The following is a 22,637-nucleotide window of genomic DNA, read 5'->3' as shown; positions in this document are numbered from 1 at the left end:
ACCCGAAACCCGCCAACCGACAGGAATTCGACCGCCCCGTTTCCGGGGCAACCCCTCTAACTTACCCGAACCCTCACCCCGGCGCAAAACCACCGGTGCGAAGACCCAGAAGCCACAGGAGACGCCGACCAACCGGCCGCGCACACACAACACAACCACCAAGGTGATCGAAGAGGAGTGCGCCGGACCGCGCCGACATCACAAGATTACCAGGCCTTGTCACCGTCTTGGCCCGGTTCGCGTTCAACGCACTCGCGCACGGATCTGTTCCCAGCTCAGTGCCGGGAGGGAAGTTCCGCGGAGCCACGGGCCCCGGTTGGACGACGTGCCGCCCGGCTTCATTCCCGTCACGAGTCGCGTACACGCGCAGGGGCAGAGACAGGGGCGTGCTAGGACTGGTCCACCTTGGGTGGCGAAGAAGGGGTAGGAGCCGGACGTGATTCGACAGGGATTCCCTCGTGCCCTGATCGTGCTGGTCGGTACCGCGGCCGCGGTCATCACCCTCGCCGGTGTCCAGGCGGTGGGTTCGATCGTCGGCCCGGTCGTCCTGGCGCTGACGCTCGTCATCGCCGTCTCCCCGGTGCGCGGGTGGCTCGTCCGCCGCCGGGCCCCGGTGTGGCTGCAGGTGGCCGTACCCCTGGCGCTGGTGCTGCTGGTCCTGCTCGGCATGGTCGCGGTGCTCAGCATCGCCGCCGCGCAACTCGCGATCCTGGCGCCGACCTACACGGTCCAGTTCAACGCCATGGTCACCGACCTGCAGCACTGGGCCGCCGGGCTCGGTTACGGCAGCGACCAGCTCAACAAGGCCCTGTCGTCGCTCGATCCCGGCAAGCTGATCGGCGTCGCCCAGAGTCTGCTCAGCAGTCTCCTCGGCGTGTTGTCGAGCCTGTTCCTCATCGTCGTCCTGCTCCTGGCCATGAGCCTCGACGCCCCCGTCATCACGCGGATCGTCGACGCCGCCTCCACCGAGCGGCCGGCGCTCACCAACGCTCTCAAGACGTTCAGCTCCAAGACCCGCCGCTATCTGATCGTCTCGACGGTCTTCGGCCTGATCTGCTCGGTCCTCGACGTCACCGCGCTGTACATCCTGGACGTGCCGCTCCCACTGCTGTGGGGCGTCCTGGCCCTGATCACCAACTACATCCCCAACATCGGGTTCATCCTCGGCCTCATCCCCCCGGCGCTGCTCGGACTGCTGGAGGGCGGGCCCAAGACGATGCTGCTGGTGATCGCGGCCTACATGGCGATCAACGTGGTGATCCAGTCGTTCATCCAGCCGAAGTTCCTGGGGGACGCCGTGGGCCTGTCCACGACGGCCACGTTCCTCTCGCTGATCGTCTGGGGATGGGTGCTGGGCCCGCTCGGCGCCCTGCTCGCGATTCCGCTGAGCCTGCTCGTCCGCGCTCTGCTCGTCGACAGCGATCCGGACGGCGCCTGGACCGCCGCACTTATCTCCGGACGGCTGCCGGAACGCTCTTCGCAACCCCGCCCCGATACGCACCCCGATACGCACCCCGACCCGCGCCCCGGAACGCGCTCGGAGCAGTCCGGCGAGCACTGACGCGCTCCCCGACACGGAGCGGTTCCGCAGGGTACGGCGAGGGTACGGCGGGGCGCTCCGGCTTAGGGTCTGGTCATGCGGCGATGGGACGACGACGAGCGACTGACCGGGATAACGGACGCCTCGGCGATGGAGCCACAGGTGCGGGCCCTGCTCGACGCGATGGGGAGGGACGGGTGGGTCACCGAGGAGCCCGAGGCGCACCTGCTCCCCCACCTGCGCCGGGCGTGCGGCTCGGAGTGGCTGCTCACCGGTGAACGCCTACTCGACGACGGCGTGTACGAGGTGACGGTCTCGCTGGCCGGCGACAGGGAGGGCGTCCACGTGCACCGCGACGTGATCCGCCTGCTGTCGTCGATCGCCGAGACCGCCTTCTTCGTACGGGAGGCGGGGCCGGGCGTCTTCGAGTGCGTGACCGGGCGGCTCGACGGCGATCCGCCCGGTTACCAGAGCCATGGTCACCTGGTCCGGCTCGTCGTGACCTGAGCGGCCTTCGCGAGACCGAGCCCGGCCGGCCGGGCTCAGACGGCCTGTACGCGCGCTCTCCCGTCCGGCGAGGGCAACGGCGCGCCCTCGGCGTACCTGCGCTTCCACGGGATGGCCGCCGCCAGCAGCGGGAAGACCAGCAGCGAACTGATCGCCCACGGCGCGTGCAGTTCCATCCACGCGGGCCCGTGGAACTGGGTGAGCACGATGTATCCGGCCGCGGCCCACAGCGTGCTGCCGAGGATCGCCGGCCAGGCCCAGCGGGTGGGCCGGGCGACCAGGAACGGCATGAACCACAGCAGGTACTGCGCGCCGAGGCGCGGCGTGAAGATCATGAAGGACAGCAGGATGGCGATCGTGACGTCGACGGGGTCGGCCCTGCGCCACCAGACGAGGCAGGCGACGATCGAGGCGTAGATGAGGTACTGGCCGATCCGCGCCGGAGTCGGGTCGAGGTTCCAGTTGCCGCCGCTGACCAGCGCGGTCCAGCCCCAGTCTCCGGTGATCGGGCGGACGTCGCTGGGCCGCAGGCCGATGGTGTTCAGCACCTCCGGGAGCTGCCGCCACTCCGTCCAGCCGCCGATCGGGAGCGTCAGCAGGAAGAACACCGGCGGTACGGCGACGGCGACCAGCGAGACCAGCCGGCTGCGCAGCCCCGGCAGGAACATCAGCATCGCCGGGACGAGGATCACCGGCCAGCTCTTCGCGCAGAGCGCGAGGCCCATGAGCACGCCCGCCCAGGCCGCCCGCCACATCGCCGCGCGGTCCTCCTCCGCCGGGCGGACGAGCCTCCGGACGATCTCCCCCGGCGGGATCCACGGCAGCGGCAGCGCGCGGTCCGCGATCCGCAGACGGGCCCACGGCAGCGGCTCCGGCCGCCGCCAGTCGCCCGGGCCGCGCGCCACGACGTACGCCGCGACGCCGAAGACCAGCGACACCGGCTCGACCTGGCCGTGCACGGAGGCGACGAGGATCGCGAGGGGACTGCAGGCGTACTGGAAGGCGCGCAGTTTCGCGGTCCGCCCCCCGGCCAGCCTGCCGACCAGCGGGATCAGCACGATGTCGGAGACGACCGTGACGATCCGGCCGGCGTAGTCCCAGGTGACGCCCAGCCACAGCAGCAGGCCGTACAGGTAGGGGATCATCGGCAGGAAGTGCCAGCCGCCGTTGCTTTCGAGCACCGGGTCGCGGCCGTCCACGATCGCCCGGCCCGCGGGCTGGAAGCTGTTGACGTAGTCGACCGGCTGGAACCTGGTGTCCTTCGCCGCGAGGATCATGATCAGCACACGTACGGCGATGCCGAGCGTCAGCGTGACGGCCAGAGACGGCCGCCAGCCCTTCCACTGGGCGACGAGCGCCAGTACGACGCCGGCGGCGAGGACGATGCTGGTGGGGATCGCGTATTCCATGACGGTGCCAAGCCTGCCCGACGAACGGCAAAGCCCGCGACTCAAGGGCGTATTAGGTCGCCCGACCGTCGCGCTACGTCACCTTTCGGGGTACTGTGAGCACGGAGCGTAGCATTCAGGAGACCTCGATGAAGATTCGCCTCTGGATCACTCTTGTCATGGCCGTGATCGTCGGGATGTTGATCGGCCTGCTGGCCCCCACACACGGGGGCGACCGGCGCGACGCGTAGGGGGTGTCGGGCTCGCGGCGCCGGCCGCCTGCCGAGGAGCGCCCGGTCTCCCGGGGCGCGCGGCCGATGGGGTCAGGGGTTGCGTGGCCGTGTCGACCGGCCCTGTCGAGCGGCCGTGACGGGGGCCGGGCCCGGTGTGCCGGGCCCGGCCCCTTTCACCAGGGCCTGCTTCTCCTGGTCACCGGGGTCAGAAGCCCGCGGTGACCCGGGTGAAGTCCCAGTCGCTCTGCGCGATGCCGCTGCAGTTCGACACCACGCCGCCGCCCGGGCAGCCGCGGTCGCGGTTGACCGACCAGAAGGCGAGCCGGCCCAGACCCTTCGACTTGGCGTAGTCGCGGATCTGGGTCCAGGTGGACACCGAGGTCAGCTCCTGCTGGTCGGACAGGCCGTTCATGCCGGAGATGCCCATGTGGGCGTACGCCTGGGCGTCGCTCCAGCCCCAGGCCGACTTGAGCGCGTTCTTCAGGCCCTCGGCCGCGTTGACGGTGTTCTGGTACATGTTCGCGCCGCCGCCGAAGTCGAACGGCATGATCGTGTAGTTGTCGATGTTCACGCCGAGTGCCTTGGACTGGTTGATCAGCCGCGTGCCCCACCAGCTCGGGCCGGTCGTGCTGGTGCCGAAGGTGACGACGACCTTGACGTTCGGGTTGTTCTGCTTGACGATCTTGAGCCCGCCGAGGATGCGGTCCTGGACGGCCTCGTTCTCGAACTCGTCGGTGTTCTCGATGTCGAAGTCGACCGCGGCGGGGTTGTACGCGTTGATCACCTGCTGGACCGCCGAGGCGAAGGCGGACGAGCTGGAGCAGTTCGGGCCGAGCTTGTTGCCCTGCCAGCCGCCGAAGGAGATCTGGACGTTGCCGCCCGCCGCCTTGATCTGCGAGATCGCGGTGGCGTCGGCGCTGCCGGACAGCGGGCGCGAGCCGTCCCACGCCGGGACGCAGCCGCCGCCGGAGAGCATGAAGGCCATCGTGAACTGCTTGACCCCGGTGGCGCTCATGACCGTGGCCGGGTTCGGCGGGTTCCCCCAGCCCTCGTACAGGTAGGGCGCGCCGGGAAGCTTGCCGCCGCTCGCGGGGCACCCCGTGGTGGTGCCGGTCACCGACCCGCTCGCCGCGGACTCGCCGTTGTTGTTGTACGCCTTGACCGTGTACGTGTGGGTGGTGCAGGTGCCGAGGCCGGAGATCGTGGCGCTGGTGCCGCTGACGGTCGCCCGGACCGACGTGCCCTCGTAGACGCGGTATCCGGTCACCGTGCCGCTCGACGCCGACCAGGACAGCGAGATCGACGAACTGCCGGTGCCGGTGACGGACGGGTTGCCCGGCTTGCCCGGCGCGCCCGACGGCGGCGTCGGCGAGGGGCTCTGCGACGGCGTGCCGCCGCCGACCGGCTTCCAGAGCGCCGGGACGATCGGCGGCTCCCAGCCGGTCAGGGAGGTGTGCGCCTGGATGCACTCGTAGTCGACGCCCTGGTAGGTGACGCGGGCGCCGATGGCGTACCAGGTGTTCGGGGCCCAGGCGGGGTAGGCCAGCACGACCAGGCCGCTCGGGGCCGCCGAGGCGGAGGCGGTGGTTCCCGCGACCAGTCCGGCGACCGCCAGGAGGAGGGAGGCGACCAGGGCGAGCGCGGCCCTGACGTGCCGGCCCGTACGGAGGCGAAGCTGCATTCTTCCTCGCAAGGTGGGTTGGGGGGTGAGTGGGGGGGGATCGAGGAGGGCTCAGCCCGTGAAGGCCTTGAAGATGTTCGTGAACTCGTAGGCGGACTGGGAGACGCCGCTGCAGGTGGGCGAGAGGGTGCCGTTCGGGCAGCCGCCGTTGTCCCGGCCCACCGACCAGAAGCCGATCCGTCCCACGTGGTTCGCCTGCGCGTACGACAGGAGCGTGCGGGCGTCCGCCTGGTAGGTCACCTGGCCCGTGTCGTTCTTGCCGATCATCGGGGTGAGGCCGAGCATCCGCCTGATCTGCGCGTCGGTCTTCGACGGCCAGATCTGCTTCATCTGGGCCACGGTGGCGTTCGCCGCCCCGACCATCGCGGCGCCCCAGGAGCCGGAGTAGCCGAAGTCCATCAGCATCGGGTTGACCAGGACGTTCAGGCCCTTGGCCGCCGCGTCCTGGAGGATCTGCACCGAGAACGGGTCGACGCCGTAGTCCTGGCCCTGCACCCGCAGCGTGTAGCTGATCACGGTGCCCCGCTCGGCCTGCAACTGCCTGAGCGCCGTGTTGACCTTGCCTGCGTCGATGGCCGCCTCGACGTCCACGTCGAGGTAGTTGGTGCCGACCGTGTCCAGCACCTTCTTGTACGCCGCGAGCAGCGCCGCCGAGGTGCCGCAGCTGTGCTCCAGGTAGGGCCCCACGGCGCCTCCGGTGGCCACGATCACCTGGCCGCCCCTGGCCTGCAGGGCCTTGACGTCGTTGACGATCCGCGCGTCGCCGATCGGGATCGTGCCGCCCCACGCGGGGTTGCAGCCCGTGCTGTCCCCCAGCGCGAAGGCGAGGGTGTAGTTCCTCACCCCGGTCGCGGTGTACGCGCTGACCAGCGACGGCGTGGTCATCGTGATGTCGACGTACGGCGCGAGGGTGATGGCGCCCGGGTCGGGCGGCGGCCCGGAGGGCGACGGGCTCGCGCTCGGCGAGGGCGAGGGCGACCGCGACGGACTGGCCGAGGCCGACGGGGACGGCGACGGGGACGGCGAGGGCGCGGTGCCCGGGCCGTCGAGGACGACGTCGTCCGCGTAGTAGGTGCCCTGGCCGTACCAGCCGTTGAGGTAGACCGTCACGCTCGTCGTGGCCGATCCGGTGGTGAAGGACGTGGCCAGGCGCGACCACGCCGCCCCGGGCGAGGCCCATGTCTGGACTTCGACGGCGGCGCCGGTCGCGCCCAGGAACACGTAGTTTCCCTGCACCCAGGCCGACAACGCGTACGTCGTGGACGGCTTCACCGCGATCGTCTGCTGACACCGGGCGTAGTCGTTGCCGGCCGGCGTCGCCGACAGCGCCTTCGACCCGCCGTGCACCGGACTCGACACCGCCTGCGCCGTCGGTGCGCACGTCCAGCCCGACAGGCCCGACTCGAAGCCCGGATTGGCGGCGATGTTCGCGGCCCGGGCCGTTCCGGTGAAGGCGCCGGTGAGCAGGGCGGCGAAGGCGAGGGACGCCGCCGTGGCGATGCCGACGAGCTTTCTCATGCGCGCCGTCCCGGGCGCGGGGCGAGGGTCGTGGAGGACGCGCGGCGCGGATTCGTGATCTGCATGGTCACAACCTCTGTGGGGGGTGAACGGGAGGTTGGCGGAGCTCCGTACGACCGGCGCCTGACGGAGGCGGCCGATCGGGGGACACCGGCCGTACGGAAGCCGGGAGCGCGACGGGACGCGAAGAGGAGGAGACGTCAGGGATGGGAAGAGGCCATGCCGACTCCCGGAGGGCGCTCTTTTAGGAAAGTTTCCTAAGAGTTGTACGGATCGTAGCCTCGTGGTCGCGGGTCTGCAAGACCCAATTCGACAGCGTTCCTAACGGAGACTGTCAGGCCGGGGTCGAGGCCACGGGCGCGTTATGCGGGCGTTAAGGACGGGCTGTTCGTCCGTTAAGCGGACATCTCCCCCGCCGCGCCACACCTGCCACAGGAGCACGGACGGCGGCGACAAGCATCGACCGATCAAGGGAGTGTCCTGTGATCACGTTCGCGGCATTATTGCCTCATGGCCGAACCGGTGCCGTTAGACGGCTGCCCTCACGTCCCTCGGACGACGGTCCCCCGGGTGTCCCGCGGAGGCGCGCCGCCGCCGCGCTCGGGGAGACACGTCCCGGCCGGTGATCCGGGGAGGGCCCGGCGGTGAGCGTCGCCGAGAGCGTGCGGTTCGGGGTGCTCGGCACGCTGCGCGCGGAGGTGGACGGACGCCCGGCGCACCTCGGCGGTCCCCGGCAGCGGGCCGTGCTGGCGATGCTGCTGATCGCGCGGGGCAGGAACGTCTCCGCGGAGCGGATCCTCACGGACGTGTGGGAGGACTCCCGGCCGCCCTCCATGACGACCCTGCACGGATACGTCGCCGACCTGCGCAGGGTGCTGGAGCCGGAGCGGGCGTCCGGCGCCCCGGCCCGGCTGCTGGTGCGCGAGGGAGCCGGATACGCCCTGCGCGCCGCCCCGGCCATGGTCGACGCCGAGCGCTTCACGGACCTGGCCGCGCGCGGCCGGCGCGCGCTGGAGGACGGCGAGCCGGACCACGCCGCGGAGCTGCTCGGGCAGGCGCTCGCGCTCTGGCGTGGCCCCGCCTACGCGGAGGTGGCCGAGGCCGCGTTCGCGGTGCCCGACGCGACCCGGCTGGAGGAGCTGCGGGCCGCCGTGCGCGAGGACCGGCTCGCCGCCGTCGTCGCGTCGGGGCGGCACGTCGCCGCCGTGGGCGAGCTGGAGGCGCTGGTCTCCGAGCAGCCGCTGCGGGAACGCGGCTGGGAGCTGCTCGCCCTCGCCCTCTACCGGTCGGGACGGCAGGCCGAGGCCCTCGCCGCGCTGCGGAGGGTTCGCCGGCGGCTGGCGGACGAGCTGGGCGTCGAGCCCGGCCGCGGCCTGCGCGACCTGGAGGCGGCCGTGCTCGCCCAGGACCCCCGGCTGGCCCCGCCGCCCGCGCGGTCCGGCCCCGCGCGTTCCCCGCGGGTCGCGGAGCCCTCGCCGCCCTCGGGCAACCTGCCGTTCGCGCTGTCCGGATTCGTCGGCCGCCACACCGACCTCGCGGCCGTCGCCGGCCTGCTGGAGGAGCACCGGCTCGTCACGCTCACCGGGCCGGGAGGGGTGGGCAAGACCCGGCTGGCCCTGGAGGTCGCCCGCGCCCGCGCTCACGACGGCACCCACGACGGCGCCGACGGGCCCTGGCTCGTGGAGCTGGGCGCGCTGGGCGCCCCCGATCTGCTGGCGGCGACCGTCGCGACCACCCTGGGCCTGCCCGCCGCGTCGTCCGCCGAGCAGCTGGCCGCGATGCTCGCCGGGCGCGACGCGCTGCTCGTCCTCGACAACTGCGAGCACCTGCTGACTCCGGTCGCGACGCTGGCCCACACCCTGCTGACCCGTTGCGGAGCCGTACGGATCCTCGGCACGAGCCGCGAGGCTCTGGGCCTCACCGGTGAGGCGGTCTACGAGGTGCCGCCTCTGGACGCCGCCACGGAGGCCGCCGACCTCTTCCTCAGCCGTGCGTCCGCCGCCGTTCCCGGCTGGACGACGGGGCCGGACGACAGGGACAGGATCACCGCCCTGTGCGCGGGGCTCGACGGGATCCCGCTGGCCATCGAGCTCGCCGCCGCGCAGTGCCGCACGCTGTCGGTGGACCAGATCGCCGACGCGCTGGAGGACCGCTTCACCCTGCTCGTGGGCGGGCCGGCCGGGCGTCCCGACCGCCACCGGACCCTGCTGGACACGATCGCGTGGAGCGACCACCTGCTGCTGCCGGACGAACGCCTCCTCTTCCACCGGCTCGGGGTGCTCGGCGGCGGCTTCGACCTGGAGACGGCGGCCGCCGTCGGCGGGATCACGCCCGTCCTCCCCCCGCTGTCGGCGCTGGTCCGCAAGTCGCTGGTCACCGCCGAGCCCGGCACGACGCCGCGCCGCTACCGGATGCTGGAGACCGTGCGCCAGTACGCCCTGGCCGCGCTCTCCCCGGAGGAACTGGAGGAGACGCGGGCCCGCCATCGCACCTGGGCGCTCGCGCGGGCCGAGAGCGTCGAACGCCACCTGCGCGGCCCGCAGGGCGCGGCGTTGCTCGACGGGCTGAGCCGCGACCAGCCGGAGTTCCGCGCCGCGTTCGCCTCCGCGCTGGCGGCGGGCGACGGCGACTACGCGCTGCGGCTGGGCGGCGCGCTCTTCTGGTTCTGGTTCCGGATGGGCCACGTGGCGGAGGGCCTGGCCTGGCTGTCGGAGGCGTTCGCCGCCGCCCCGGAGGCCGGGCCCGGTGTCCGCGCACGTGCCCGATTCGCCATGACGGCGCTGCTCTACCTGGCCGGACAGACCGCGCGGTCCCACGAGGCGGCCCGTGCGGCCGTCGAGGAGGCCCGCGAGGCCGGTGACCCGGTGACGGAGGCGGGCGCCACCGCCTACGGCGCGTACACGGGCGTGCTGGCCGGCCTGCCGGTCGACGCCGCGGCCCTGACCGGGCGGGCCGTCGAGATCGCCCGGAACACCGCGCTGTCCTGGCTGGAGGCCGAGACGCTCATGGTGCGGGGCATGGCGCTGCGGGCACTGGGAGATCTGCCGGCCGCCGACGCGGTCTTCCAGGAGGCGATCGCCGCCGCCCACGCCAGCGGCCACGACTGGGCCGCGGACGGCGCCGCCTGGTGCGACATGAAGACCGCTTCGGACCGCGGGGACGGCGCCAGGGCGCTGGCCGTCGCGGGGGACCTCCTGGCGGCCATGGACCGCTACGGAGACATCTCCTTCTGGCTGGTGACGGTGCACAGCACGGCGCGGGCGCTGGCGCTGACCGGCCGGGCGGAGGAGGCCGCCGTGCTGATGGGGGCGGTGGAGGCGATCGGCGCCCGGGCGGGCGTGTCCCCTGAGCTGATGGACCCGCTGGACGGCCCGCGCGAGACCGCCGCGGTCCGCGGGGCGCTGCCGCCGCACGAGTACGAGCGCCATGCCGCCCGCGGGCGGGAGCTGTCCCGGGAGGAGACGAGCCGGTTGGTCAGGACCCTGGTCCCGGGCCGCCGGTCCCGGTGACGCGGACGACGGTCCTCCCGGCGACCACGGTCTTCCCAGTGACCCAAGCCCTCCCGATGTCCAGGGCCTCGCCGACAGCCAGGATCTCTTCGTGACCAGGGCCTTCCCGGCGGCCGGTGCCTTCCCGGCCGCCGGGAACCACTGGGAAGGCCGCTGGGAAACCCGCTGGGAAAGCCGGTTCCCAGCCGCCCCCCAGCGGGCCCGCACATCCTCGTCGTCGTGAGCAGGCGCCGCCCTCACCCGGGCGGCCTGACGACGAGGAAGACCATGATCAAGCGAGTGACGCGCACCACGGCCGAAATCCGGCCGGACGGGCACGCCGTCGTCGCCGGGGCGGGAATCGGCGGGCTGCTGGCGGCCCGGGTGCTGACCGAGACGTTCGGCCGGGTCACGGTGATCGACCGTGACGAGCTACCGGACCAGGGTGTCCCCCGGCGGGGGGTGCCGCAGGGCCACCACGCCCACGGGCTGCTGTCCCGGGGCTGCGAGATCCTCGAGGACCTGTTCCCCGGGCTGACCGCGGACCTGATCGCCGCGGGCGCCACCCCCTGCGACATCCAGAACGACGTCCACTGGTACAACGACGGCCGGCGACTGCGGTCCGCGCCCTCGCGGATGCGCGGCCTGACAGTGAGCAGACCGCGGCTGGAGGCGTCCCTGCTGTCCCGGGTCGCGGCCCTTCCCGGCGTGACGATCCTGGAACGCCGCGAGGTGGTCGAACCGGTCACCGGCTCCGGCGGCGCGGTGACGGGCGTACGGCTGGCGGGCGCCGGTCACGAGGCGGGGCACGGGCCGGAGGAAATGCCCGCGGACCTCGTGGTCAACGCCACGGGCCGGGGCAACCGCGGCACCGAGTGGCTGCGCCGGCTGGGGTACGAGCCCGCTCCCGAGGAGCGCGTCGACTCGCGGCTGGTGTACGTCTCGCGCGAGTACCGGCGCCGTCCCGGTGACGCCGAGTTCGTCGCCCTCATCGTGGGGCACACCGCGTCGGTGCCGAGGGGCGGGGTCGCGCTCAGCGGGGAGGGCGACCGCTGGCTGGTCACCCTGTTCGGCATGGGCGACGACGTGCCGCCCGTCGACCCGGACGGCTACCACCGCTTCGCCGCCCGGCTCCCGGTGCCGGACCTGCACCTCCTCCTGGAGCGCCTGGAACCGCTCGGCGAGCCGCGGCTGATGCGCATTCCGGTGAGCATCCGCCGCCGGTACGAACGGCTCGACCGTTTCCCCGAGGGCTACCTGGTCTTCGGCGACGCGCTGTGCCAGTTCAACCCGTCGTACGGGCAGGGCATGACGGTCGCCGCCTGCGAGGCCGCCGCGCTCCGCGAATGCCTGGCCGGCGGCGGGGGCACCGGCCTGGCCCGCCGCTTCTTCGAGCGCGCCGGACGGATCATCGACGTGCCGTGGGACATGTCGGTCGGCGGCGATCTGCGGTTCCCCTCGGTCGAGGGACCGCGCACCCCGCGTACGAAGCTGCTGAACCGCTACATCTCCCGGCTGCACGTGGCGGCGGAGGCGGACCCGGTGGTCGGGCACGCGTTCCTGAGCGTCGCCAACCTGCAGGCGCCTCCGCAGCACCTGATGTCTCCGGGCGTCCTCGCCCGGGTGCTCCGGCCGCGGGCCGGGCGCACCCCGACATCACCCCCGGCATCACCCCCGGCGGACCCCCGGGCCACGCCCCGGGACCAGGTCCCGGCCTGAACGGCTCACCCGAGCCCTGTTTCCCCACCAGAGCGGTCCCCAAGGGACCGGAAAGAAAGGACACCTCTCATGATGAAGCGCACCTCCATCCGTCTCGCCCTCGCCGCCGCCGCCGTCGCCGGTGGGCTGGCCGTCACCGCCGCCCCGGCCCTGGCGGCCACGGGCGCCACGGCCAACTCGGGCCGGGTCGCCCCCGGCGCCACCGGGACCTTCCTGGCGATCTGCCCGTCGTACGCGCCGCACATGCTGGCCGACACCATCAAGATCACCGCCCCGGCGGGGGTGGCGATCTCGACCGACCTGACCCGCGACTCCGACGTCTTCCACCGCGACCTGCTCAAGGTGACGGCCGTCAACGGGACCGCGGCGAGCGCCTACGTGGCCGTCACGGCCTCGTGCACGAGCTGATCTCTCCTCCCCGGCCGGCGCCCGCCCGGTCACCGCGCCGGAGCGCGTTCAGCGGAGGATGGTGCCCTCGCGCAGGGCGTGCCGTCCTCCGCTCTGGACGGTGACAAAGTCGACCACGCCGGTCAGCTTCTGCAGGTCGAAGCCCGCCTTGACGCGGTCCGGCTCGGCCGGCACGTAGACCGTGAGCAGGTAGCGGCGGCCGTTGGCCGAGCCGAGCGCGTCGAGTTGCGCGCGGAACTCCGCCAGCAGGGCCGTCAGGTGACGCTTGTCCTCGGCGCCGACGTGGTTGCCCAGGTGGCCCTCGCCGCCGGGCCACTCCCAGTCGACGTCGATGCCGTCGAAGACGCCCGCGGCGCTGCCGGGGCCGCCGCGGCTGCCCACGCCCGGCAGGTCACCCCTGATGTACGCGTCGAGGCACGACTTGACGAACCGCTGCCGGGTGGCGGCGGTACGCGCGACGTCCGAGAAGTACTTGGAATACGTCCAGCCTCCGATGGAGATGAGCGTCCTCAGGTTGGGGTGCCGGGCCTTCAGCTTCTTCAACTGGTTGAAGTTGCCGGCAAGCCGGGCGTCCGGCGGATCCGCCCTGCCGTCCAGCGACTCGGCCGCCGTGAAACCCCGCTGGTAGTCGGCCCAGGCGTCACCCGCGCCGTCGCCCTGGTCGGGGTCCTCGGGGTCGGGCGCGGGCGGCCGGGTGACACCGGCCAGACAGGTCAGCGACGTCGGGTCGATGTTCGCGAAGGCGTAGACGGCGTGCGTCAGCCGGCTCGCCTGCCCGCTCTCCTCCAGGTCGTGCACGGTCGACGTGGCGCCGAACGCGCCGCGCTGGGGGACGTACCCGACCCTGATCGGACGCGGCGAGGGGGAGGGCCTGGGAGAGGGTCTGGGGGTGACCGTCACGGTGACCGTCACCTCGGGCATGGGCACGGACTCGCTCTCCAGCCGGGCCGCCGCGGCCTGCACCGGCACCATCGCGCCCTGCGCGGCGGCCTGTATCGGAACCTGTGCCGGAGCCGGCGCCTTGACGGGCGCGACGGCGGGGGGCGCGACGAGACGCGGCTTCACCTGCGTGTTCCGCGCGGCGGGGGCGGCGGTCCCGGTCGCCCGGGCCGGGTCGAAGCAGGCGATGAACAGGGCGGAAAGTACGGCCGACAGGACCACGACGGTGAAGACGCCACGCGTGATCGCTTGCATGGTTGCTCCGAACGGAAAAGGGACCTCCGGCGTCGGAACGCCGAGGGAGGGAATGCCGCGGGAGCGTAGTGACGTCTTCGACCGGCGGACAACCGGCCCAGCCTTAAGGCCGGATTATGCGTGGCTCATGTCGCAGGTGGGCGCGTTCCAGCGTGCCGACCTGCTGTTTTCATCATGCCCGTCATCTCTGCAAATTTCACCCGTGCGGCTGAGAACGCGGGCGGCGGCGGTCAGACGGCGGCGACGAGGGTGAAGACGCCCGCGCCGACCAGGGCGAAGGCCCACATCAGGTCGAGGTTGAACCAGGCCCGGCGCAGGACGGCGACGCCGACGAACTCGTACACGACCACCGCGACCGCGGTCGCGGTGAGGAACATCGCGAGTGTGTGCACGCCCGCGACGAACAGCCCGCCGGACAGCGCGTGCCCGTGGTGGCCCGCGGGCATCCGGGTGAGGACGGGGAGCAGCATCAGCCCGGCGCCGTGCACCGACGACATCAGGAACGACCAGGCGGCCAGTTGCGGCAGCGACAGCCGCATGCCCACCCAGCGGAAGTGCCGCCGGGCGAGCAGGTGCCACAGCCCGAACCCGACGAGCAGGATCCCCGCCCCGATCGCGAGGGCCGTCCCGGTCACGAGCGACCCGGTCGCGGACACCACCGCCACCACGAGGGCCACCGACGCGAGGTGGCCCAGCGCGATGACCGGGAGGGACTGCAGGAGCAGGTCGCGGCTGCGCTCCTGCAGTCCCCGGGCGACGGCGAACAGCCAGCCCATCGCGGGGTTGATCCCGTGGAAGGCGCCGAGCAGGATGACCGCGGTCAGCGTCACGGGTAGCAGTAGGAGTCGGAGGACGCGTCGCCGCCCTGCAGCCGGGTCTGGTGCGGGCGCAGGCCGCGGAAGTCGTCGCCGTGCGGGAAGAACCGCTCGTCGAGCGTGAAGCCGTCCGCGTCGATCTTCGCCATCCACGCGCCGACCCCGTCCGGGTAGAACTGGTCGTCCCAGGCGCCGTAGAGGGAGTTGGTGACGTAGACCCGGCGGCCGTCGCGGCTCACCTCGACCATCTGCGGCCCGCCGGCGAGGCGCTCGTCCGGGGCGGCGGGGTGGGCGGCCCTGTCCACGATGCCGCCGAGGCGGATCGAGCCGATCTCGACCGGCTTGAACGGGTCGGACACGTCGTACTGCTTGAGTTCGCCGGTGCCCCAGCACGACACGTACAGACGCTGGTCGTCCACCGACAGGTCGATGTCGGTGACGAGCGGCGGCACCGCGCCGAACGGCTTCAGCACGTCGGGCAGGTCGTCCGGCGACGCGGGCTCGGCCGGGATCGTGACGACCTTGGTCGCCGCCCAGCGGGAGCCCTCCTTGTGCCACACCCACACCGAGGCCGACAGGTCCTCGACGCTGACGACGACCCCGGCGAAGCCGTACGTCTTCGTCGGGTCGTGGGCGGGGCGCAGCTCCAGCGTCATCTGGTGCTGGTCGCCGAGGTCGACCTCCTGGACGTGCCGGCGCTTGCGCAGGTCCCAGAAGTGCAGCTTGTGGCCGTACTTGCGGCCGAGCAGCAGTTCGCCGACCACCCCGTCCTCGATCATCGAGGGCGTGCCCCACTCGGAGGTGACCAGCACGTCGTGGTTGATGTGCCACCAGAAGTCGTAGGCGAGGTACTGCGGGCCGCGGTCGACCTCCCACCGGCCGAGGACCTCGAAGGTGTTGTGGTCGAGGATGGCGATGCCGCCCGGGCCGTCGTCGCCGTAGCCGCCGAGCGCGCTGACGTACAGCCCCTCGGGGCCGCAGTGGACGGTGTGCGGGCGGGAGTAGCCGGCCCGCTTGCCCAGCTCCTCGGGCTCGACGACCTTCACGAGCTCGGGGCTGACCCGGTCCTTGGTGTCGTACACGTAGATGCGCGACGACCGCAGGCCGGGAACGATCAGGTAGCGCCGCTCCACGTGCGGGTGCGGCGCGTACGGGCAGAGGGCGCTGCTGCAGGCGTTCCAGCCGAAGTGGTGCAGCTCGTCCCCCGTGTGCGGCAGGTCCGTCCAGCCGACCACCGTCCCGTACGCCGAAGAGGCGGGGTCGGTGTCGAGCACGGCGAGCGCGTCGGGCCGCTGGGCCGACCGGTCGAAGGCGGCCACGTAGGCCAGCTTCTCCGGCGGCGCCTCGGCGGCGTCGCGGGGCGAGGGATAGAAGGTCGGATCGGGCTTCCACAGCGTCATGGACTCAAGAATTGTCCCTATTCCCCACACGGTCAATAGGGATCTTCGGTGTCTTATCCTGCCGTGACCACAGACGGTGATGACCTATACCCTGACTTATCTCGCTTTACGGAGGCAGGGTTGTTCTTCGGCATCACCAACATCTGGACCTACGTGGTCGGCTCGTTCCTGATCATCCTGCTGCCCGGGCCGAACTCGCTGTTCGTCCTGTCCACCGCCGCCCAGCATGGGATCCGGCGGGGCTACCGGGCGGCCGCCGGGGTCTTCGCCGGCGACTCGGCGCTGATGTTCCTGTCGGCCGCCGGGGTCGCGTCGCTGCTCAAGTCCACGCCGGTCCTGTTCACGATCGTGAAGTACTCGGGCGCGGTCTACCTCGGCTGGATCGGCTTCGGCATGCTGCGCGGCGCCTGGCGCTCGTTGCGCGCCTCCCGCGCCAGAACCTCACCGACGACGGCCGAGACGACGACGGGAGGCGCGGCCGTCGCTCCGTCCTCCGGCCCGGCCGGGGCGGCCGGTGAGGGGCGCGACCCGTTCCGGAAGGCGCTCACGATCAGCCTCCTCAACCCCAAGGCGATCCTCTTCTTCGTGGCGTTCTTCGTGCAGTTCGTGGACCCGTCGTACGGCGCGCCGGCGCTGTCGTTCCTGATCCTGGCGCTGATCGTGCAGGTGTTCAGCGTGACCTACCTGACCACCCTCATCTTCGGCGGCACGTTCCTCGCGGCGCACTTCCGCCGCCGCCGCAGGCTCGCGGCCGGGCTGACGTCGGGGGTGGGCGCGCTCTTCCTGGGCTTCGGCGCCAAACTGGCCACCGCAACGCTGAACTGACCGCGCCGGGGTCACGAGCTCACTCGCCGTGCGCTTCGGCGAGTGCGGTCTCGAAGGCGTCCATCTCCCGCTGGACCCGGTCGTACCCGGCCGACGGCAGCCAGGCCATGACGCGGGAGACCCCCGCCTCCTCGCACCGCTCCAGCGCGCCGGGGTCCGCCGGGACCGCCAGCATCACGACCTCGACGCGCCGGCCCGCCTCCTCCGCCCGCCGGAACAGTTCGGGGATCCGCTCCAGCACCCCCGGGCCGTAGTTGGGCAGCCAGGCGTCCCCGTACTCCAGGACCCGGTCGAACACCCGCGGCCCGACGCCGCCCACGAGGATCGGCGGGTGCGGGCGCTGGGCCGGCTTGGGCCACGACCAGACGGGGTCGAACGACACGAACTCCCCGTGGAACTCCGCCTCGTCGCGGGTCCAGATCTCCCGCATGGCCTGCACGCGCTCCCGCATCAGCGCGAACCGGCGGGCCGGGTCGGTCCCGTGGTTGCGCATCTCCTCGCGGTTCCAGCCCGCGCCGATGCCGAACTCGAAGCGCCCGCCGGTCAGGTCGTCCACGCTCGCGACCGTCTTCGCGAGGCCGATGGGCTCGTGCTCCGGCACCAGGCAGATGCCGGTGCCCACCCGCAGCCGGGTCGTCGCGGCCCCGGCCGCCATCGAGGCGACGAACGGGTCGTAGGTGTGCCAGTAGCGCCGCGGCAGTTCGCCGCCCCGCTCGTCCTTCGGCGCCTCGCCGCCGGGTGGCACGGGAATGTGCGTGTGTTCGGTGAACAGCAGCGCCGCGTGGCCGCGCTGCTCCACGAGGCGGGCGAGCGTATCCGGACGAACCGCATCATGGGTTGCGAAGTACCCGAATCCCGTATTCATCCCGTCACCGTAACCCGCGTCCGTGTTCACGGGGGCAGCGGCCCGAGTCGCGTGACGAAGCGATGACCAGTGCGTTCGTTCCGTCCACGGACTCTCAAATGACATGCCGCATCGGTATCGGATGTCACCTCGGACAGTGCTTCCGGCCCGTCAAGGCCGTACCGTCAGGTACGGTAAGCCACCGATGCAACACCTTTCCTGGGCGTTTCCGACCGCGATGTCCGGGTAGGCGCGTTTGCCAACTACAGCGTCGGTCTCCCCCGCCGGCCCGTTGGAGTGTCATGAACCACACACCCTTCGCCATGCCCAGGCTCACCGCCCTGATCAAACAGGCGGTCCCCCGGCTCCTCGAAGGCGTGGTGGCTCCTCTCGCCGTGTTCTACGCGGCGCTCGCGGTGCTCGGCCTGCGCGGCGCGCTGATGGCCGCGATCTCCTGGGTCTACCTGGGCGTGCTGTGGCGGCTGGTGCGCCGCCAGCCGGTGCCCGGCACCATGATCTTCGCCGCCATCGCCATCACCGTACGGACGGTGCTCGGCCTGTGGAGCGGCAGCGCGGTGGTCTACTTCATCCAGCCGGAACTCGGCACGATCGTCATCAGCATGGTGTTGCTGGCGTCCGTCCGGATGCGCCGCCCCCTCGTGGAGAAGCTGACGCTCGACTACATCCACCTGCCGTCGTTCGTGCTGCGGCACCAGCGCGTCCAGCGGTTCTTCGCCCGGATCACGCTGCTGTGGGCGTTCGTCCTGCTGGTCAACTCGAGCGTGAGCATCTGGCTGCTGCTGCACCAGTCGATCGGCACCTACCTGCTGGTGCGGACGACCGCCGTGGCGGTCATCACCGGGATCGCGTTCCTCGCGTCCGTCTGGGCGTTCCGCCGGGTCCTGCGGCGGCTGCACACGGAGGCCCCGGCGGTCACCGGCTAGCGACGGCCGATGCGGTTGAGCGCGAGCCTCTGGAATTCGGGCTGCGCTGTCTGCTGGACGGGCTGGACAGGCTCCTGGCCGGCCGCGCCTCCCCCTGCTGAGGCGCGGGCCCCGGCATCGCGTGAGCGGCCACTTCGCCCCCGGCGGCCGTGGGATCTCAGTCCATCGTGTGGGCGCGCACCGCCTCGTCACCCCGGGTGTGCCAGGCGTCGAACGTCAGGGCCGTGACCTTCCAGCCCTCGGCCTGCCGTACGAGCCCGAGCCGGTAGACGCCCCACACCTCCCACAGGCCGCCGCCGAGCCCCTCGTCGAGCACGTTGTAGGCGTAGCCCTTCGCGGTCACGTGCGCCTCGGCGCCGTCCACGGTCACCGCGAAGTTGCTCACGGTGTGGAAGCTCTGCTTGCGGGCGTGCAGCCCGGTACGCCAGCCGTCCACGAGGGCGTCGGCGCTGATCCGGGCCGGCTCCCCGCCGTTCAGGCTGGTGAAGTCGACGTCGACCCCCTCGTCGAACAGTTCCCGGCACACCGGCCAGTTCTTTGCGTCCACGGTGTCGAAGACTGCGGTCACCACGTCCACGATCTCGGCGCGGTCGACCAGTGCGGCGATCTGATCCATGCGCCCCATCATGCCCATGAGATCGTGTGATAGGCACGGTTCCCATGGGAATCGCACTTGTCACCGGCGCCTCGCGAGGGCTCGGCGCCGTCATCGCGGAACGGCTCGCCGCGGACGGCTGGCACGTCGCCGTCAACTACGCCAACGACACCGCCGGAGCGTCCGCCGTCGCCGGCCGCATCACCGCCGCCGGCGGCTCGGCGGCCCCGGCCCGGTTCGACGTCACCGACGAGCAGTCCGTACGGGAGGGCGTGGCCGCGCTCGGGCGGGTCGACGTCGTGGTGAACAACGCCACCGGCCCGCAGCCGATGATGCCGGTGGAGAAGCAGACCTGGGACGACCACCTCGGCCAGCTCCGCTTCTTCGTCAAGGCCCCGCTGCTGCTCCTGCAGGCCGTGCTGCCCGGCATGCGCGAGGCCGGCTCGGGCCGGATCGTGAACGTGGGGAGCGAGGTCGCCGACCTCGGCAACGCCGAGTTCGGGCACTACGTCTCGGCCAAGGCCGCGATGCACGGGCTCACCCGGTCGTGGGCGCGGGAGCTGGGGCCGTACGGGATCACCGTCAACACGGTCGAGCCCGGCTGGATCCCCGTGGAGCGCCACGCGGACGTGCCGCCCGAGGACTACACCGGTTATCTGCGTGACGTGCCGCTGGGACACATGGGCGTGCCGCTCGACATCGCCGAGGCGGTGGCGTTCCTGGCCTCCCCCGGCGCCCGTTTCGTGACCGGTCAACGTCTCGCCGTCAACGGCGGCAGGACGATGAGCTGACCAAACCTTAAGAGAGGTAAAGAATCTGGAGATCCAGAGAGGGTTTCGTCAAAAAATGAGTTAATGTCCGTTCATGTCCGGCGCATATTTCCCCCGCATCCAGACCGTCACCGGCGCCCTTCCCGTCTCTGAGATCGACGGGCCGGTGCTCCCCCACGAGCACCTGCGCACCGACACCCGCTGGGGGATCGGCGTGGACTCCGATCCCGCCCGGTGGCTGGACGAGGAGCGGTACGTGCTGGCCGAGATCAAGGACCTCGGCAGGGGCCGGGAGCTGGGTCTCGTCGTCGAGCACAGCTGCGTCGGCATGGCCCGCGACCCCGCGTCCCTCGCCCGGATCTCCATGGCCGCGCGGGTCCCGATCGTCGCGGCCACCGGCTTCGCCGCCCAGCCGTTCGCCGGCGCGGCGATCACCCGGTACGGCGTCGACGACCTGACCGCGGACCTGCTCCACGAGATCGGCGCCGGGCTGGACGGGACCGGCGCCCGGCCGGGCGTCATCGTCGCCGCGTCGTGGGACGAGACGCCCACCCCCGCCGAGGAGCGGGCGGTCACCGCCGCCGCCCGCGCCTCGCTGCGCACCGACCTCCCGGTGGCCGCCGGCGGGCTGGAGCTGCTGGAACTGCTGCTCTCCCAGAACGTGCCCGCCCAGCGGCTCAGCGCCCCGGGCGCCGACACGCCGGCCCAGCGCAAGATCGCCGAGACCGGCGCGTACGTGAGCGTCTCCTGTGCGGAGGACGTGCTCACCCTCCTCGACGCCGGTCACGCGGAGCGCATCCTGGTCAGCAGCGGCATACGGCTGCGCGAGCACCTCGCCGGCTACGGCGGGCAGGGTTACGGCCGGCTGTTCTCCTCGGTCGTCCCGGCCCTGCGAGCGGCAGGGGTGGACGACGTCACCCTCCGCCTCGTCACCCGCGACAACCCCGTCCGCTGGCTCACCGCCGGCCAGGGCCGCCTCGCCGCCTGACCGCACCGCCTGACCAAACGGCCTGACCGCACCGGCTGATCTCACCGCCGTACCTGGCCGCGCGGGCGGCGCAGGGTGAGGCGGAAGGCGCAGCCCGGGGCGCCGGGATCGCCGGACACGACGGTGAGGTCGCCGCCGTGGGCCCGGGCGATCTGCCGGGCGATGGGCAGGCCGAGGCCGGTGCCGGGCACGTCGCGGTGGCCGCGCCAGAACCGCTCGAACACGCGCTCCCGCTCCTCCTCGGGAATGCCCGTCCCCCGGTCGGCGACCGTGACCACGGCCAGGCCGGGCGTGAGGCCGATCTCCACGGTCACCGGCGTGCCCTCCGGGCCGTAGCGGACGGCGTTGTCGACGAGGTTCGCGAGGGCGCGGGTCACCGTGGCCTCGTCGACCGGGCACACGGCCTCCGCCGGGCCTGCCAAGGACAGCGTCATCCGCTTCCCGGCGGCCAGGACCTCGGCCTGCCGGAGCACGTCACGCGCCACCGCCATGAGGTCGGCCGGCCGGTGGTCGAGCGTACGGGCGCGTCCGCGGGCCTCGGTCAGCAGGTCGTCGACGGTCGCCCGCAACCGCCGGGCCACGCTCTCCGAACGGCGCAGCCCGTCGCGGTAGACCTCCAGAGTGGGCCGGGGGTGGGCGAGCAGGACCTCGGCGTTGGTCATCAGCACCGACAGCGGACTGCGCAGCTCGTGGCTCGTCTCCTCCAGCAGCCGCCGCTGGGCCGCCGCGGCCGCCGCCAGCCGGTCCAGCATCGCGTCGAACTCGGCGGCCAGCGCCACCACCTCCAGTGGGCCGTGGCCGAGCCCGATCCGGCGGCTCAGGTCGGTGCCGCCGATCTCCCGGGCCACCGCGCGGACCCGGTTGATCGGGGCGACGGCCCGTCCCGCCCACCACCAGGCGGCCGCGGCGGCGGCCGGGGCGAGCGCGAGGAGGGTCCAGGAGAGCCACGGCAGGCGGTGCGCCGAGGCGCTGCGCACGTGCTCGGCCCCGTTGAGCGCCTGCGCGGTCGTCTCGGTGTCGGTCAGCAGGACCACGCCGAACAGCAGCAGCGGCGGGACGTAGAACCCCAGGAAGGCGAGCACGGCGAGCCGGACGCGGAGCGAGCGCCAGGGCCGCGTCACGGTCCCTCCAGGCGGTAACCGGCGGCGGTGACGGTGGTGATGACGGGCGGGTCGCCGAGCTTCCTGCGCAGCCTGCTGAGGATCACCCGCACCGAGGTGGTGAAGGGGTTGGCGTTGGCGTCCCACACGTGCTCCAGCAGGTCCTCGGCCGACAGCACCCGGCCGGGGTGGTGCATGAAGTAGCGCAGCAGGGCGAACTCGCGCGACGTCAGCTCCAGCTCGTCGCCCGCCCGCCAGGCCCGGTGGGTGACCTGGTCGAGTTCCAGGTCGCCCACCCGCAGCAGCGAGCCGTGCTGGTCGCCGCGACGGCCCAGCGCCCGCAGCCGGGCCACCAGCTCGGCGAAGTGGAACGGCTTGACCAGGTAGTCGTCGGCGCCCGCGTCCAGCCCCGCGACGCGGTCGCCGACCGCGTCGCGGGCGGTGACCACGAGTGTGCGCCGGGGGCGGCGCAGGTGCGCGTCGCCGGCGAGCCGGCGCAGCAGGTCCAGGCCGTCGCCGTCGGGCAGGCCCAGATCGAGGCAGGCCACGTCGTAGGAGGTGACCCGCAGCGACTCCTCGGCCTCGCGGTACGTCGCCGCCACGTCGACGGCGTACGACTCGTTGCGCAGGCCGAGGGCGACCAGTTCCGACAGCTCGGGGTCGTCTTCGACGAGGAGCAC

At 72.4% G+C, this 22,637-nt stretch carries 19 protein-coding genes; 9 read left to right on the top strand and 10 right to left on the bottom strand.

All coding sequences use genetic code 11. The features are described 5' to 3' along the window. Positions 1-436: 436 nt before the first annotated feature. The gene (locus tag HHX33_RS30035) at positions 437-1,561 is read left to right on the top strand and encodes an AI-2E family transporter (protein WP_182877532.1); all 1,125 of its coding nucleotides are present in this window, start codon (positions 437-439) and stop codon (positions 1,559-1,561) included. Positions 1,562-1,636: 75 nt separating this feature from the next. Next, positions 1,637-2,047: a hypothetical protein gene (locus tag HHX33_RS30030; RefSeq protein ID WP_182877531.1), complete on the top strand. Its 411-nt coding sequence runs from the start codon at positions 1,637-1,639 to the stop codon at positions 2,045-2,047. 35 nt (positions 2,048-2,082) lie between these two features. Here HHX33_RS30030 and HHX33_RS30025 read toward each other — a convergent pair whose 3' ends face one another. From HHX33_RS30025 to HHX33_RS30015, 3 genes are all read right to left on the bottom strand, one after another. Beyond that, complete coding sequence (locus tag HHX33_RS30025) at positions 2,083-3,456, bottom strand: hypothetical protein (RefSeq protein WP_182877530.1); 1,374 nt, start codon at positions 3,454-3,456, stop codon at positions 2,083-2,085. 417 nt (positions 3,457-3,873) lie between these two features. Continuing rightward, positions 3,874-5,349: a carbohydrate-binding protein gene (locus tag HHX33_RS30020; protein ID WP_182877529.1), complete on the bottom strand. Its 1,476-nt coding sequence runs from the start codon at positions 5,347-5,349 to the stop codon at positions 3,874-3,876. Positions 5,350-5,400: 51 nt separating this feature from the next. Beyond that, positions 5,401-6,867: a carbohydrate binding domain-containing protein gene (locus tag HHX33_RS30015; protein ID WP_182877528.1), complete on the bottom strand. Its 1,467-nt coding sequence runs from the start codon at positions 6,865-6,867 to the stop codon at positions 5,401-5,403. A gap of 644 nt (positions 6,868-7,511) precedes the next feature. Between HHX33_RS30015 and HHX33_RS30010 the strand changes: the two genes are divergently transcribed. The 3 genes from HHX33_RS30010 to HHX33_RS30000 all read left to right on the top strand — a co-directional run bounded on the left by HHX33_RS30010 (position 7,512) and on the right by HHX33_RS30000 (position 12,482). After that, a complete protein-coding gene (locus HHX33_RS30010) occupies positions 7,512-10,376 on the top strand; it encodes a BTAD domain-containing putative transcriptional regulator (RefSeq protein ID WP_182877527.1) in 2,865 nt (954 codons plus the stop codon). Between the two features lie 267 nt (positions 10,377-10,643). Next, on the top strand, positions 10,644-12,074 hold the full coding sequence (locus tag HHX33_RS30005) for an NAD(P)/FAD-dependent oxidoreductase (protein WP_182877526.1): 1,431 nt from the start codon (positions 10,644-10,646) through the stop codon (positions 12,072-12,074). Positions 12,075-12,143: 69 nt separating this feature from the next. Beyond that, positions 12,144-12,482 (top strand): hypothetical protein, encoded by a 339-nt coding sequence (locus HHX33_RS30000; RefSeq protein ID WP_182877525.1) that lies wholly within the window; start codon positions 12,144-12,146, stop codon positions 12,480-12,482. A gap of 48 nt (positions 12,483-12,530) precedes the next feature. On the opposite strand, the gene HHX33_RS29995 is transcribed toward HHX33_RS30000, so the two are convergent. The 3 genes from HHX33_RS29995 to HHX33_RS29985 all read right to left on the bottom strand — a co-directional run bounded on the left by HHX33_RS29995 (position 12,531) and on the right by HHX33_RS29985 (position 15,891). Next, positions 12,531-13,676 carry a glycoside hydrolase family 18 protein gene (locus tag HHX33_RS29995; RefSeq protein ID WP_182877524.1) on the bottom strand — a complete coding sequence of 382 codons (1,146 nt, stop codon included), beginning with the start codon at positions 13,674-13,676 and terminating at the stop codon, positions 12,531-12,533. 230 nt (positions 13,677-13,906) lie between these two features. Continuing rightward, positions 13,907-14,506, bottom strand: a complete 600-nt coding sequence (locus tag HHX33_RS29990) for a hypothetical protein (protein ID WP_182877523.1) — start codon at positions 14,504-14,506, stop codon at positions 13,907-13,909. Next, positions 14,503-15,891 carry a selenium-binding protein SBP56-related protein gene (locus HHX33_RS29985; RefSeq protein WP_182877522.1) on the bottom strand — a complete coding sequence of 463 codons (1,389 nt, stop codon included), beginning with the start codon at positions 15,889-15,891 and terminating at the stop codon, positions 14,503-14,505. The genes HHX33_RS29990 and HHX33_RS29985 overlap by 4 nt, the downstream gene beginning before the upstream one ends. A 120-nt stretch (positions 15,892-16,011) precedes the next feature. Here HHX33_RS29985 and leuE point away from each other — a divergent pair, with 120 nt between their 5' ends. Further along, on the top strand, positions 16,012-16,716 hold the full coding sequence (gene leuE / locus HHX33_RS29980) for a leucine efflux protein LeuE (RefSeq protein ID WP_182877521.1): 705 nt from the start codon (positions 16,012-16,014) through the stop codon (positions 16,714-16,716). Between the two features lie 19 nt (positions 16,717-16,735). Here the strand turns inward: leuE and HHX33_RS29975 are convergent, their stop codons facing one another. Next, positions 16,736-17,581 carry an LLM class F420-dependent oxidoreductase gene (locus HHX33_RS29975; RefSeq protein ID WP_182877520.1) on the bottom strand — a complete coding sequence of 282 codons (846 nt, stop codon included), beginning with the start codon at positions 17,579-17,581 and terminating at the stop codon, positions 16,736-16,738. Positions 17,582-17,862: 281 nt separating this feature from the next. Between HHX33_RS29975 and HHX33_RS29970 the strand changes: the two genes are divergently transcribed. After that, the gene (locus tag HHX33_RS29970; RefSeq protein WP_150940329.1) at positions 17,863-18,504 is read left to right on the top strand and encodes a VC0807 family protein; all 642 of its coding nucleotides are present in this window, start codon (positions 17,863-17,865) and stop codon (positions 18,502-18,504) included. Positions 18,505-18,661: 157 nt separating this feature from the next. On the opposite strand, the gene HHX33_RS29965 is transcribed toward HHX33_RS29970, so the two are convergent. After that, positions 18,662-19,120 (bottom strand): nuclear transport factor 2 family protein, encoded by a 459-nt coding sequence (locus HHX33_RS29965; protein ID WP_165900768.1) that lies wholly within the window; start codon positions 19,118-19,120, stop codon positions 18,662-18,664. A gap of 44 nt (positions 19,121-19,164) precedes the next feature. Here HHX33_RS29965 and HHX33_RS29960 point away from each other — a divergent pair, with 44 nt between their 5' ends. Next, a complete protein-coding gene (locus HHX33_RS29960; protein WP_182877519.1) occupies positions 19,165-19,890 on the top strand; it encodes an SDR family oxidoreductase in 726 nt (241 codons plus the stop codon). A gap of 73 nt (positions 19,891-19,963) precedes the next feature. Then, complete coding sequence (locus HHX33_RS29955; RefSeq protein ID WP_182877518.1) at positions 19,964-20,857, top strand: aryldialkylphosphatase; 894 nt, start codon at positions 19,964-19,966, stop codon at positions 20,855-20,857. Positions 20,858-20,898: 41 nt separating this feature from the next. Here HHX33_RS29955 and HHX33_RS29950 read toward each other — a convergent pair whose 3' ends face one another. After that, complete coding sequence (locus HHX33_RS29950; RefSeq protein ID WP_182877517.1) at positions 20,899-21,978, bottom strand: sensor histidine kinase; 1,080 nt, start codon at positions 21,976-21,978, stop codon at positions 20,899-20,901. Then, positions 21,975-22,637 (bottom strand): response regulator transcription factor, encoded by a 663-nt coding sequence (locus HHX33_RS37515; RefSeq protein WP_396786001.1) that lies wholly within the window; start codon positions 22,635-22,637, stop codon positions 21,975-21,977. The genes HHX33_RS29950 and HHX33_RS37515 overlap by 4 nt, the downstream gene beginning before the upstream one ends.

Origin of the sequence: Microbispora sp. H10670 (assembly GCF_014161385.1) — a bacterium.
Lineage (GTDB): Bacteria > Actinomycetota > Actinomycetes > Streptosporangiales > Streptosporangiaceae > Microbispora > Microbispora triticiradicis.
Note: the sequence above shows the minus strand (reverse complement) of the source record. Positions and strands in the feature narration are given on the sequence as shown.